Below are 13115 nucleotides of genomic sequence, written 5' to 3'. Positions count from 1 at the left end.
CCCCGACGAGCAGACCGTCGACGGGACCGAGAAGGAGGCTGCCTGAAAATTCGATCCACAGGTATTGACTATTGCTCGTCGATCTCTAGGAAATGCGCAGACCGTCAGATAACGTTCACTGAAATCTGTTGTCGTGCAATGGAGTTACGATCCTTTACCGGTAACCCGCGACAGTCGATTCCGTCGAATTCCTCCCTGTGCACAGTAGCGCCGGGGCGTGCGGCTACGCACTCCCGCGAGGAACCTGGCGGCGGCACGCGAGCCGGATCGGGAGGGCGTGTAGCCGAGGCCCCGGTCAGCGTCTTCGGGACCGGCGGCGCTGAGTGGCCCGATTAAGGCACAGGATGGACTTCCACGAAGAACTTTGTGCCAGATGACATTCCGTTGATGATTGCGTCGAGACCTGCGGTACGCCCCTTGCCTTCGCTGTCCAACGTCCACTCACTCACCGCTGGCGCGTATAGGCCGAGTCGGGCTAGTTCGTTCGCCAGTGGCTCGCATGCGCGCAACGTGCAGCCCGCGATCTCAAACACAAAGGCTGAAGGCATTGACCTGCCAAACCACTGCGCCCCAGCGGATTCCATATACTGGCGTAGCTCCTCTGCCTCCGGATTTCGGTTGGGCTTCCCATCATTGTGGGTGCCGCCAAGGCTATTCGCAGCCACCCGCAACACGCTCTCAACGGAGTACTGAACGTCACTCAACGTCAAGCCTATGGGGTGGGCAAGAAAGTCCTTGCGCGTCAGTTCCAGCACCTGCTCGCCTGGCTCAGAGGGCTCGCCTCTCATGAGCCCACCTTGGAACCCTGCGCCGATGTTCACTCGCTTCGTGTCAGGGTGAACGGCGTGCATCGCGGCCCAGGACTTGTCGAGCTCAGCGGAGGGTTGGTACGGATTCGGCTTAACAACGCGAAACTTGGCCACCATCGAGGTTGCCATGCTCGCGTCTTCTAGAAGGTTCTCCAGGAGGATCTGCCGTAACAGGCTGGAGACCTTCAGCAGCTGGTACTCGGAGGGGTTGCTGCTGAGTTTCTGCCTGATGTCGATAAGGGTCTCGACGAACAACTGCTCAACTTGCATTGCTTGGTCTTTCCGGTACTCCGCCGGATGATCGACACCAGGCGAAGATGTCCAAGATACGCCGATATTACATACTTGTCATTCCGGATCTTGACTTGTCTCAACTATGCAGCTCAGCATCCCGCGAAGGTGCATCATTCACACCTTCTTGAAGATGAGGAAGAGACAGAGCCAAGCAGAAGGACGAGCAGGAGGCGAATGAAGATGCCCGGTCTCATTCTGTCCTGTCATCAGCGACCTGCGAATTTGCCAGGGTGACTAAGACGCCTGGGTGGCGTCATCGTCTCAGTGACGTCGTCATTTCGGTCGCAGCGGGGAACAAAGAATCGCACGAAATCGCGATGGGTCGCACCTACGTTGAATTCATGCGCCCCGCGGCACACTAAGACCACAACAGAATCGGCGACCACGCCCCCACTCCGACTCCGTTCGGGGGCAAAGCTTCAGAGCGCACGAAGTCGATTTATCGGCGTTGGTTTGAATGGGTTGCCGTCCGTTGTTGCGGCGCCGGCGATCTGAGCGATCCTCTCTTCGCTGAAGCCCTTCGCGATCAGGGCGTCACCGATGCGGGTTGGGAACTCCGGTCGCTCGGCGGGGATGAATTCGCTGGCGGGCTCGTTTGTCTTCCAGCCGCGGGCGTTCATCATTTTGTAGAAGCGAGTCCGCTGCTCGGGGGTCACTGTCTTAATGGCGTGGGCGCGCTCGACGAGCGCCTGCATCGATACGCCCCACTCACGTTTCAATGCGACGAGCGAACCGAGATCCACCTTTCGAAGTTCCGCACGAATCTCATCCAGCGGCATTAGAAGCTCTGCGGCGAACCGATTGGCTTCGCTCTCCATGTCGTCGGTTGCCACGTTGGAATGCAGCACCAAGTGACCGAGCTCGTGGGCCTTGGTGAGACGTTTGCGGTCGGCCGGTGCGTTTGCGTTGATCAGCATCACCGGGTGGTCGCCGACCCATTGGGACAGACCGTCGATGCGGTGCGTACCAAAGTCTTCTTCGAATACGAGCACACCGGCACCTTCGAGCCAGCGCGTCAGGTTCACCACCGGCCCCAGCGGCATTCGCCACTGTGCCCGGATCAGCCGCGCGGCGTGCTGCGCGGGCACGTCGTCGGGGTCGAACGTCGGAACGTGTTGCTCACTCCTGATCGAGATCTCCTCGAACAGAAAAGACGCGTGGACCCGCAACAAATTCAGCCGGGCTTCCATTTGCCGCCACAGCGACGCCTTGGTGGTCTTTTGCCGGCGCATGTGAGCGTCAACAGCGAGGGCTCCGCGGAAGCGATTGCCGTGGGTGAGTAGTTGCTCGGTGACGCCGAGTGCCTTGGCCAGCGCGGCTACTGTCTCCGGATCGGGGTCGCGGTCACCGGCCTCGTACCGATTGATGGTTGGCTGTGTGGTGCCCACCAGGTCGGCGAGTTCGGACTGAGTGAAGCCCCGCGCCTTCCGAGCGATCGCGAGCACATCTCCCAATCCACTCATGGCGCGCTCGCTTCTCCTTCGTCTTCGTGGGCTTCGCTGGCAAGGCCTTCGCCCAGGTCGATCGTCGGCAGTGTCGGCTCGATCGGCCGCCACGTGACGCGTTCGCCCTCTGCGGGTTCGGTCAGCTCGATGGCCCAGATGACGTTATCTTTCCCGTCGCGAAGTGATACGACGGGTGCTTCGATCTCGCGGAGTTCGCGGTCCCAGCGGTAGCCGACGGCGATGCGGACCTCCTCGAGGCCCGGGAGGGTGTCTGCGGTCTGCCGCCAGAATTCGATCGCCGTGCGGGTCGGGTAGGTGCTGATCTTGTCACCGGCGGAGTGACGCTTGATTCGTAGCCGAAGGTGGATGCCGATCGCGATCTCACGAGTCGGGCCCTTCTCGATGACGTCGGCGACGACGTCGTTCTCGATTATGGCAACTAGCCGTGCCCAGATGCGGTCGTGTATGAGGTTCGACAGGCAGCGGGCGTGCATGGTGGGGAACCAGCCCGGCCGCCAGGCTTGCATGTCGTGGTAGTCGGTGCGGGCGCCACGGACGGCGGCGACGAGGGATTCGAGGAACTTGTCGCCGAGTTCGTTAGTGACTTCCTCGTCAGTTGGGTAGGGTAGTGAAAACATACCGGAAATTATACCGGGATGTTTCGACAGCCTCGGGCGACTCGCGATTCGCAGTACCGGCGCATCGAGGGCCCCTGGGACAATCGAGGAGGGTGATGTGCGCGTCTCGCGCCTGCGGCTGAAAGACTTCCGCGGTTGGTCGGAGCTGGATCTTCGACCCGGGGGACACGTGGTGCTCGCGGGCGTGCCCAGATCGGGTCGGAGCGACCTGGTTGCCGCGCTCATGAGACTGTTGGATCCCGCGTACATCCGCGTGCAGCCGTCGCTCACCGACATTCGACGGCATCGGAGCGGCGCCCCGACGGCGGCCGATGACGCGTCCACACCGGACGGCTCCGGCGCGCCGCCGACCCCTCCCGAGGATCAGGCCGCCGACGCTGCAGGAGCCGGGCCTGCCGGCGGGACCGCCGCAGATGAACCGGCCCTGGCGCCCTACGCCGAAGTCGAGGTGACCCTGGTCGACCTCGACGCAGAGCTGGAACAATTGTGCGACGGGTTTCTCGAACCGCTCGACGTCGACGACCAGATTGACGACAGCGGCAACGCGGCGTTCAACGCGAAACTCGGGGTGCGGCTCTGCTATCGCGTCACTTACGACCCGATCGCCGACAGTCTCGAGCATGTTGTTTACTACCCGGCTCGTAGCGATCCTGCGGCAGCGCAGTATGCGCGTGTTCCCGGTGCGACCCGGCGGGCACTGCCCGTCATCGTCCTCTCGGCGCAGCGCCCGCTACAGTTGAGAGCCGAGGGTGCACTGCGACGGCTGGTCGATGAGCGCGACGTTGAGGGCGCGTCCGAGGCGTTCCGCGCGCTCGAGCAGTCGGTGGCCACCGCGACGGCCGCACTCGCGGCGCATCCCACAATCTCGGCGACCGTCGACGACGTCCTGCAGGTTGGGAATCTCTCTCACCACCTCACAGGGACGCCAATGACGGCCGAGGCGGTGCGGTTTCAGCCGGAGGACGGCTCTCTGTCGGCTCTGCTGCGCACAGTGCAGCCGGCGCTGGAACTCGACGACGCGGGACTGCTAGGCCTGTCCAACCACGGGTCGACGACATCGGCGGTCCTGGCCGCGGCCGAGGCGCTGCTTCTCGCCACCACCACCGATCGCGCCGTCGTGCTCGGAGACGATTTCGGCGATGGGCTCGACGCGGCCACCTCCGAACATCTGGCCGCATCGTTGCGCGCCGCCGCGGCGCAGGTGTGGCTGTCTACGCGGCGGCCGGAAGTGGCACGCGCCTTCACTCCCGCCGAACTGGTGCGGCTCGCGCGCCTCAAGGGAGCCCGGAGCCACCACCAGCTCGCGGCGCCGATCGACCGGAAGGAGATCGCGGTGCGGCGCCTCGTGCACACTCAACTGCTGCCCGCGCTCACGGCGCCGGTAGTCGCGATCGTGGAGGGCCCGCACGACCTGACGACCTTCACCGCGGCGGACCGGCACCTGGGAGCCGCGCGCTCGACCCTGGCGGCGGTGGGTGTCCGTCTCGTATCGGCGGACAACGGTTCCGGCGGCGGAACCGGTCAGATTCCGAGAGTGGCGGATCTCGCGCGAGCACTGGGCTTTCGCGTCGTCGCGCTCATCGACCGCGATCCGGACAAGACCTCGCCGACAGTGCTGGCCGACATCGAGGCCGCGTGCGACGTCGTCGTCCGACTTCCTCCCAAGGCCGCGATCGAACAGGCGCTGCAGTCCGGTGTCGACGCCGTACACCTCCGCGCCGCCGCGGGGGTGCTGCCGGCGTACGGAATTCCCGATCCGTCCTCAGGCGTGTCCGACGGCGATCTGTCGAAGGCCGTGTCGCCTGTTCTTCACAAGAAGGGTCTGCACGAGCAGTTCCTCGACGCCCTGGTCGAGAGTTCGGGCGCGCTACCTCCGATCATCGAGGAGGCTCTCGCCGCCGTGAGCCGTGTGGCGTCCGCCACCTACAGAGGGCCGCGTCGTGTCGACCTGCCTTCGCCCGGCGCGACGGGCGCGGGAGCAGCGCCGTGACCTACATCCCGGTCGGAACGCAGAACGATGTGATCGAGTCGACGGCGGCAGTGACCATCGTGCTGGGGGGAGCCGGCACGGGTAAGACGACAACGGCTGCTGCTGCGGCGGCGGCCCTCATCCGCGCCGACGACGCGTCGCGCGATGCGCTGCGTCGCAGGATGCTGATCAACAAGGCGGTGTCGCCGTTGCCGCCGCGGGCCAGAGTGGTCCTCCTGTCCTTCTCACGGACCGCGGTCGCACAGGTCATCGAGCGGGCGGGGCCCGTGGTAGGGCCGTTGCTCAACCGCATGGACGTCGTCACCTTTCACGGGTTCGCGTGGCGCGTCGTCACCGACTGGGGCGCGGCATACGGCCATCCTCCGCCGCTGCGGATCCAGTCGGAGGCGGAGTACCGGGTACAGGGCGCCGTCACCGACAGTCTGCGCTACGCCCAGCTCATTCCGCTGGCACTCGACATCCTTAGCAACGACGCGGTGTCCGCCTACTACCGCCGGCGCTACGCCCTGGTGATCTGCGACGAGTTCCAAGACACCAGCGACGAGGAGTGGCGGTTCACGCAGGCCGTCGCGCCGACATCGCGCCGAATTCTGCTCGGCGACGTCAACCAGTGCATCTACGCCGAGATGAAGGGAATCGCCCCAGAGCGACGGGTGGAAGAGGCCCTACGACTTCCCGACGCGGTCCGCATTGACCTACCGGTCACCAGCCATCGCGACCCGACGGGCGTGCTGCCGGCGGCGGCCGACGCGGCGCGCGAACGGCGGTTCGACGACGCGGCCTTGATTGGTGCCGTGACCAGCAGGCGTCTCGTCGTCACCCGAATCGGGGCGACGGCCCGGTACGAGACCGCGATGGAAATCATCGCCGCCGAACGCTCGGCGCGGCACACCGTGAGTGTGTTCACGCACACCAATGCCGCGACGACGGAACTGTCGGACGCATTGACCGAGCATGGCGTACGCCACGAGCAGGTCGGCCTCTCCGAGGCGTACGGAGAGGCACTGAACGCGCAGGCAGCCATGCTCCGTTACGCACTTTGCGGCGTCCCCGGCCGATCGGCGCTCGCGGTATACGTCGCCGCGAACTACCGGGCGCGCACTCCGTTGGCCCAACAGATTCTGCAGGGGACGAACCCCGCGTTCGAACGCGTTCTTTCGGACCTGACCGGCGATCTCCTCGCTGCGTCGACCCCATTGGACGTCGACCGGCTCGGCGACGTCGTCTCGGGCGCCTACGCGCGTCTCGGGACACACCGCGGTCAGGAGACCTGGACCCTCGCCGCCCGTCGAATGCGGGCGGCGCTGCGGCACCTCCGCGAAGGCGAGCCCTTCAGCGCGGTCGAAGCGGAGTTGGAGCAATTGCGCCATGCCGCGCTGGTGGGCAACACAGGACTGCGACCGCATCCTGTGCAGGTTATGAATTTGCATCAGACAAAGGGGAGGGAGGCCGACGTGACGATCCTGCTATTGCAGGACGACGAATACCACGGCAAAGAGGGCCCCCCTTACCCGACGCTGTCGCGGCTGCTGTACGTAGTCCTTACCCGGGCACGTCGACGCGCACACCTCGTGGTTCCCGACCGAGTGCATCCGCTTTGGTCGCCGCTCATCGACACCCATGATCGAGTGGTCGAGGAGATGACGCCTGCGGGCTGACCCGGTGCCACGGAATGCGCTGCGGTGAGAATCGAGTCCCGATAGCAGCTGGTAGCGAGGTGGGTGCGGCGGCTCGAAATCAAGGACTTCCTTACGGGTAGGCGGACCCACAATGTGGAGAGCCCGCACTGCACCGACCCCATTGGGATATGGCTGGCCGGTTCCTTCCCGAACGACGCGACGGAATGGTGTCCATCGCGGCATGCCGGTATGGTCGGAAACGACGTCCCACTTGCTGGCGAAGCCGTGACACGGAGTTGATAGGTCCTGCTCATTTGGACCTCAGCTCGTTACTGATAACCGACGTCGAATCCTACTGATCAAAAGGTACTTCCGACTGGTCGTTGTCCTCGGCGATGGTTACTGCGGGATCATTGATTTCGCGTAGGCGGGTCGCCCAGCGTTGGTAGGCATATTGCCGTGAGATACCCAGCGTGGCGGCAATTTTAGCCCATGAAAGTCCTGCGAGTCGTCCTTGTAGTACCACCTGGGCGAGTTGTTCTTCGGCCACTCGAATGGCGTCCCGCGCTTCGTCGAGTGCCGTCGCTGCCGCTCGGATGGATTCAAGGTGGATGTCGTAGAGCCGGACTGGGGGATCGAGGTCGGACAGCGTACTCGCGACCGCGTCGGTGCCGGGTTCGTCAACGGCGTTGGACTGAAGATCGTTGGGTTCGTCAGCATCCACTGTGCGTCCTGTGGGTTTGGTCGGGGCGGGTTTCCGATCGGTGGCGGATGCGTACTGCATCCAGGTGTTGCCGGCTTCGGCGGCGTGTCTTTGGGTGACTTGGTCGCTGTAGCCGAGCATTTCGGCGACGACCGCTGGCGGGATGGCGGTGACGAGTTCGCGAAGTGCCCCGTTGCGAGAACCCAGCAGGTTGATGCCCAGTTGTCGAAGCCGTTGCATGATCGACTGCGGGTCGACGTGACGGCCCGGTCGGTTGCTGGGAAACAGCCAAGGCGTCCCTACGGCTCCGCCGGTGGTGCGTTGATTAGGCCGGTTGTAGAGGTGGTGTTGCAGTTGAGAGGCGAACGGTTCGGGGACGGGTGTGGGTTCTTTGCCCAGGGCGATACGGGTCTCGGCGCCTACCCGTATGACAGCGGTGGCCTGCAGGCCGGCGATCTTGGTGAGGGGCTGGGCGTAGAGCAGCAGCAGGATGCCGGCGATGCGGTAGGGAAGGCTTTCGGAGTCACCGGTGAGCAGCTCTTTGAGCCACGCGAGGCGCTGATCTTGGGTGACTGTCGGCGATGTTTTGGCTTGCCGGTGCTCGATGGTCACCGAGGTGTTGATCTTGCTGTGTTTGGCCCAGACGAAGAATGTCCGGACCAGGTGGCGAGTGGTCGGACCTGACGCCAGGTATTCGTCGATGTCCTGCTGGCTGCAGGTGGTGGCAGTGCGGGCGTGGGTCTGCTCGAGCCAGGCAAGGAATTTGATGGTTTCGGTGATCTCTTGTTTAGCTGCGCGTTTGGGCCCGTCGGTGCCCTGGCCGGGCTTGGACTCGCTGCGCAAGCGGCGCAGGTGATGCCAGGTGGCGAATTGCTCCACGGGCGCTCGTACTGCGGGGGAGTCGATGGGGTCGAGTTTGGTGGCCAGCCACCCTTCGAATCGTGCGAGGTGTTCGTCGCGTGGCGGGAGCAGGTTGTGGTGTTGCAGCATGCTGCGCAGGTGGCCGATGTGGCGCCCGGGGCCGGCGGCATCGAGGCCATCGTGGGTGAGCGGTATTGCGCCGGAGGTGATTCCGCCGAGCAGCTGCAGCACCTGGATGTTGCGTTTCCAGGTGAGGATGCTTTCGGGTCGGTCGACGCCGCAGAGTACTTCGAGCAGGGTTTCCATGGCGGCTGGGTCGGCAGGATGGTGCATCAGGATTTTGCACAGGTCATCGCGCAGGGCGCATCGGGCGCATTCGCCGCGGCGGTGGATTTCTCCTTCGTGTCCGCAGGTTCGGCAGGTGTAGTCGCCGGGGATAGCGGCGCAGGTCACGCAGACGGGCCGCGGGTCGGTGCTGTTGAGTCGGCCCGGCAGGACGCCGTCGTGCCCGCAGTTGGGGCAGATGTCGTGGGTGCGCATCGCGGTGTAGAAGCAGCTGTTGCAGAGCTGGTCACCGGGCCATTCGACCCGCAGTTTGTTGGCTTTGCGTTGGCAGCGGCTGCATTCGTAGTGGCCTGTGGTGACGGGTGGGCGTCCGCGGCGTGTGGATCGTGGCTTGGGGCTAATCGGGGCCATCGGTGATGATCCGTGCCCGCCGTGGCCGGACTGACTTGTTGAGTTCGACCACGTTCGGCGGCGGTGTGGCGGCGGTTCCGGATGCGGTCTTGCGTCGTCGGACGTCGGTGGCGGTGACGGTGACTAGGTCCTCGACGCCGCAGCCCAGGATGTCGCATAGTGCGGCCATCAATTGTAGCGAAATACGTTCGGGGCGTTGATGAACGATGCGATAGACCTGTGGGCGGGAGAGCTGTATGCCGCGTTCGGCGAGGTGGGGGATCAGGTCGGTGCTGTTGTGCATGCCGTGGGCGGCCATGAGTTCGGCCAGACGCCAGGTGTAGTCGACTTCACGTTTCATGATGACTCTTCTCCGAAGGAGAGGGCATCTTTGACGGTCTGATCGAGCATGCGGCGCAGTGTACGGGTGCGATAGTCGCTGGATACGCCGGTGTAAAGGGATGTGGTGCTGGCGAAGTCGTGGCCGGCCTGGTCTTGGACGAATTTGGCGTCCCAGCCGTCTTCGATGAGGTGGGTGATGTGGGAGCGCCGGAACGAGTGGAGATCCAGCCCGTCCGGTAGGTCGAGTTCGTCGCAGTAGCGTCGGAAGCGGCGTAGCAATGTGGTCTCGGCGATCAGGGAGCCGCGTTCGCTGGGGAACAGGTCGATGCCGTCGTCGATGTACGGCTGGCCGTGGGTGAGCCAGTCGGCGATGACCTCTGGGGTCCAGTCGAACACCGTGAACACGGTGCGCCGCTTCGGCGGTGAGCCTTTCTTGGCCTTGCCGAACCGGATCAGGACAGCGCCGTACTGGCCGAATTCGCGGGCGTGGGGATTGCGGGAGAAGTCGACGGTCTGCAGGTGGCGCAGTTCGTTGAACCGCAGCCCGTAGGAGTAGGCGATCTTGAACATCACCGAGTCGCGGTAGGCCGGTAGCCAGCCTTTCTTGCGGGAGTTGGCGATCAGGGTGACTTGCTCGTCGGCATGGTCGAAGAAGTCCTGCAGCTCCTTCTTCGTGAACGGCCGCTTTTCTGGATTCTGCTCGTTGTCCTGGACATGGGTAGCGGTGTTCCACTCGAAGAACACCTGCGCCGGGTGAGTGCCGAAACGCTGCTCGCATACCCGATCCCAGCCGTAGTCCGGGTCGGCGATGTATGAGCAGAACAATCGCAGCCCGTTCTGATAGCCGCGCACGGTCGACTGCGCCCGGCCTTTGATGCCGCGCAGATCGGCGAAGAACTCCTCGACCATCGCAGGCGTCCAGGACCAGGGGAACTCGTTGCAGTGGTCGATGAAGCGGCGCACCAGAGCGATGCGCTTGCCGATGGTCTCGTGGTCGAGGTTGCGGCACAGTTGCTGGTTGCGCCAGCCGTCGAGCATGTCCTCGACGGTCTGGGCCTCCGGATGTAGCAGCGGAACCGATCCGACGAGGACCACGCGACCGCTCTTGTCGACGGGCAAATCAGCCTCCGAGGTTGTCTCATCTGTTGCATCATTGAATCATCTAATGAATCATCTACCACATTGCCGCAGGTAGGTCCATCGCAACTTGAAGGTTCACCGACGCGTGTCGCACCGACTATCCAGGAGGGAGGTCATGCCCCCTAGGCCGCAATCACCGAAAACCCCTTGTGTCCAGGTCTTTTCGAACATCGACAACGGCTCGGCGGGTGAGTGTCACACAGATGCTGCGTGATTCATCAGATGAACACGGCGGCGATTACTTGACATAATGTCGCTTATCGGCATACGCCTTGAGAGTTGCATGAAGTGAAAGTGCGTGCACCTCTTGACGATTGGCCTTTCGACGCACGTCACGGCGTGATTCTTGTACCGATTCCTTAACGGGCTGCTACTGGTTGTAGTTGTTCATACGGATGGAAGCTTGGTTACGCACCATAGGCAGCCGACCCTAGAGCGGACCATCAACCACCCCAGCGGTACCGCCAAACATCCGTCACAGTGACGAGTTATCTTGTAGCGGCTGGGGCTAATGGATTATCACGTCACGTTCACAGCCGACCAGGCTACGGGCGCCCGTCGGCATGAACTCCGGTACGGCGTGACCGATGCCGATCAATTTTGGTCGCCGCAGCGCGGGCAATCGAAGACCGTAATCACTCCCCGACAAAGCTGATTCCGGTCGGGTGGAACCTAGCTGATGCCCCACTCGGGCCTGCCGCATCGCCCTGCGATGGACCGCTCACCGTCGTGCCCGCGCTATCGGCAATACGTCACTGTGACGAATTGTCCTACCCCGTCTGCCCTACCCGTCTCACCCGTCACTTGTATCCGCGTTACCCTGTTGGCAGCCGCCATCGTAAGGCATGTCACGACACCGAGATCACGCGAAACCGCGGTAGATGCAGCGGCGACAGCCTGTGGCGAGGCAAGGTATGCCGACCTGGCGGATTCACCGGCGACAGTTCGCGGGCAGTTTCAGTCGCCGCGGCCGGCACCACGATCGGGTGCGCTCATGTCCCCGGTCTCTGGGACGCCATCGGCTAGCCCGTAACGCAGGAACAAAATACCGTTCGGACTGGCTACCGGCGGTTCGAGAAGGGTGACGTTGGTGGGCACCGCACCGCCGTCGAACACCTTCTTCCCAACGCCGAGCACGATCGGGTGCACCCACAGGTCGAGACGGTCAAAAAGCTTCTCGCGCAGGAGGGTCTGCACCAAGTTCAGGCTCCCGACAACCTTCACGTGCTCGTGCCGTTCACGGATGTCACGTACCGCGCCTACCAGATCCCGGCCGAGCTGTGTGGACCCGGTCCACGAGAGGTCGGGCCTGCCGCGGGAGGCCACGTACTTGGGAACGCTGTTGAATAGCATGGCGATCTCGCTGTCCTCGCCATCCTCGACGTGCGGCCAGTAAGCGGCGAAGATCTCGTATGTCCGCCGGCCAAGTAGGAGTGCGTCCGTGCCTTCGTACGCGGCACCGACCTGCGCGCCGGCGACCTCGTCCAGCAGAGGCGCCTGCCAGCCGCCGAACGGGAACCTCACGGGGTCTTCGTCGGGCCCCCCGGGCGCCTGACCGACGAGGTCGAGGGTCGCGAACAGCTCGATGTGGATGAGTCCCATGCCCTACTCCCGATGAGGTGATTTGCTCGGTCCGTAGGTAGACCTGCGAGCGTCGGCAGACTCATCGCTGCGACGGCATGCCGCGCTGGTGTCGACCAGCACATGTTCAGCATTGATCGGCAGCCCGGGGCCCAGACCGCGTCGGCGTCGATCTCTGGACCGAATCGGAGTGAATCGGGACTCGACGTCGGCCCTGCGTCCTTAGCTCCGGGACGCGGCCACATAGAAAGGTTGACTACAACTAGCACATCGCATATGTCTGCACATCATATTTATGTCTGCATCGAATATGCTCCTAGATCAGATATGTCAATGTATCTTGCTTACGAGGGCCTCGAACGACGGGCCGAAATCGGGCTAGGGAGGTAGCTGGTTTATGAACTTCTTGGTGTTGCCACCAGAGATCAACTCGGCGCGGATGTTCTCGGGCGCCGGCTCGGCGCCCATGTTGGAGGCCGCAGCAGCTTGGAATGCGTTGGCATCAGAGCTCGATTCGGCGGCGGAGTCGTTTTCCTCGATGACCTCAGGCCTGGCCGCCGAGGCGTGGCAGGGTCCGGCGTCTTCGGCGATGCTGGTCGCCGCTGCGCCCTACGAGGGCTGGTTGAGAACAGCGTCGTCCCAGTCCGTTGGGGCCTGTGCGCAGGCCCGAGCGGTCGCAGGCGCATTTGAGTCGGCGCTTGCGGCCACCGTGCACCCGGCGGCAGTAGCGGCCAATCGTTCTGACTTTGTGTCCTTGGTGCTGTCGAATCTGTTCGGTCAGAACGCGCCGGCAATCGCGGCCGCGGAGAGCATCTACGAGGAGATGTGGGCTCAGGACGTGACCGCGATGGTCGCTTATCACGCGGGAGCGGCGGCGGCTGTTGCGCAGTTGGTCTCGCCCCCACAGGCGCTACAGAGCCTGCCCAACTTCGGCTACGGCAACACCGGCCAAGGCAACATCGGCTTCTTCAACGACGGCACCCTCAACGTCGGCATCGCCAACCTCAGCCCCCACTTC

At 63.7% G+C, this 13115-nt stretch carries 9 protein-coding genes and 1 pseudogene; 3 read left to right on the top strand and 7 right to left on the bottom strand.

Annotated elements, in window-relative coordinates; all coding sequences use genetic code 11:
* Nucleotides 1–332: 332 nt before the first annotated feature.
* The 3 genes from BST40_RS25440 to BST40_RS25430 form a co-directional block, all read right to left on the bottom strand.
* Nucleotides 333–1079 (bottom strand): hypothetical protein, encoded by a 747-nt coding sequence (locus BST40_RS25440; protein WP_083156132.1) that lies wholly within the window; start codon nucleotides 1077–1079, stop codon nucleotides 333–335.
* Between the two features lie 443 nt (nucleotides 1080–1522).
* Nucleotides 1523–2566 (bottom strand): helix-turn-helix domain-containing protein, encoded by a 1044-nt coding sequence (locus BST40_RS25435; RefSeq protein WP_083156130.1) that lies wholly within the window; start codon nucleotides 2564–2566, stop codon nucleotides 1523–1525.
* Nucleotides 2563–3186 (bottom strand): hypothetical protein, encoded by a 624-nt coding sequence (locus tag BST40_RS25430; protein ID WP_083156128.1) that lies wholly within the window; start codon nucleotides 3184–3186, stop codon nucleotides 2563–2565. The genes BST40_RS25435 and BST40_RS25430 overlap by 4 nt, the downstream gene beginning before the upstream one ends.
* A gap of 172 nt (nucleotides 3187–3358) precedes the next feature.
* Here BST40_RS25430 and BST40_RS25425 point away from each other — a divergent pair, with 172 nt between their 5' ends.
* Complete coding sequence (locus tag BST40_RS25425; protein WP_208618932.1) at nucleotides 3359–5176, top strand: hypothetical protein; 1818 nt, start codon at nucleotides 3359–3361, stop codon at nucleotides 5174–5176.
* A complete protein-coding gene (locus BST40_RS25420) occupies nucleotides 5173–6834 on the top strand; it encodes a UvrD-helicase domain-containing protein (RefSeq protein WP_083156126.1) in 1662 nt (553 codons plus the stop codon). Before BST40_RS25425 ends, BST40_RS25420 begins: the two co-directional genes overlap by 4 nt.
* A 730-nt stretch (nucleotides 6835–7564) precedes the next feature.
* Here BST40_RS25420 and BST40_RS25410 read toward each other — a convergent pair.
* The 4 genes and pseudogenes from BST40_RS25410 to BST40_RS25395 form a co-directional block, all read right to left on the bottom strand.
* Nucleotides 7565–8899 (bottom strand): annotated as a pseudogene (locus BST40_RS25410) (hypothetical protein); the annotation flags it as partial.
* A 142-nt stretch (nucleotides 8900–9041) separates the two neighbouring features.
* Entirely contained in the window at nucleotides 9042–9395 is a 354-nt protein-coding gene (locus tag BST40_RS25405) for a helix-turn-helix domain-containing protein (protein WP_083156122.1), read from the bottom strand.
* Nucleotides 9392–10495 (bottom strand): tyrosine-type recombinase/integrase, encoded by a 1104-nt coding sequence (locus tag BST40_RS25400; protein ID WP_244174492.1) that lies wholly within the window; start codon nucleotides 10493–10495, stop codon nucleotides 9392–9394. Before BST40_RS25400 ends, BST40_RS25405 begins: the two co-directional genes overlap by 4 nt.
* A gap of 978 nt (nucleotides 10496–11473) precedes the next feature.
* Nucleotides 11474–12118 (bottom strand): dihydrofolate reductase family protein, encoded by a 645-nt coding sequence (locus BST40_RS25395; protein WP_075547903.1) that lies wholly within the window; start codon nucleotides 12116–12118, stop codon nucleotides 11474–11476.
* A 376-nt stretch (nucleotides 12119–12494) separates the two neighbouring features.
* Here BST40_RS25395 and BST40_RS25390 point away from each other — a divergent pair.
* The coding region (locus tag BST40_RS25390) for a PPE family protein (protein WP_142276808.1) at nucleotides 12495–13115 on the top strand (621 nt) is incomplete at its 3' end.

The organism is Mycobacterium persicum (genome assembly GCF_002086675.1).
In the GTDB taxonomy this organism is placed as follows: domain Bacteria; phylum Actinomycetota; class Actinomycetes; order Mycobacteriales; family Mycobacteriaceae; genus Mycobacterium; species Mycobacterium persicum.
This window is presented reverse-complemented; position numbering and strand designations above follow the sequence as displayed.

What these genes read in the sequence shown, in the direction of transcription:
- BST40_RS25440 (WP_083156132.1), bottom strand. Translation starts at nt 1,079, where the DNA reads ATGCAAGTTGAGCAGTTGTTCGTCGAGACCCTTATCGACATCAGGCAG.
- BST40_RS25435 (WP_083156130.1), bottom strand. Translation starts at nt 2,566, where the DNA reads ATGAGTGGATTGGGAGATGTGCTCGCGATCGCTCGGAAGGCGCGGGGC.
- BST40_RS25430 (WP_083156128.1), bottom strand. Translation starts at nt 3,186, where the DNA reads ATGTTTTCACTACCCTACCCAACTGACGAGGAAGTCACTAACGAACTC.
- BST40_RS25405 (WP_083156122.1), bottom strand. Translation starts at nt 9,395, where the DNA reads ATGAAACGTGAAGTCGACTACACCTGGCGTCTGGCCGAACTCATGGCC.
- BST40_RS25395 (WP_075547903.1), bottom strand. Translation starts at nt 12,118, where the DNA reads ATGGGACTCATCCACATCGAGCTGTTCGCGACCCTCGACCTCGTCGGT.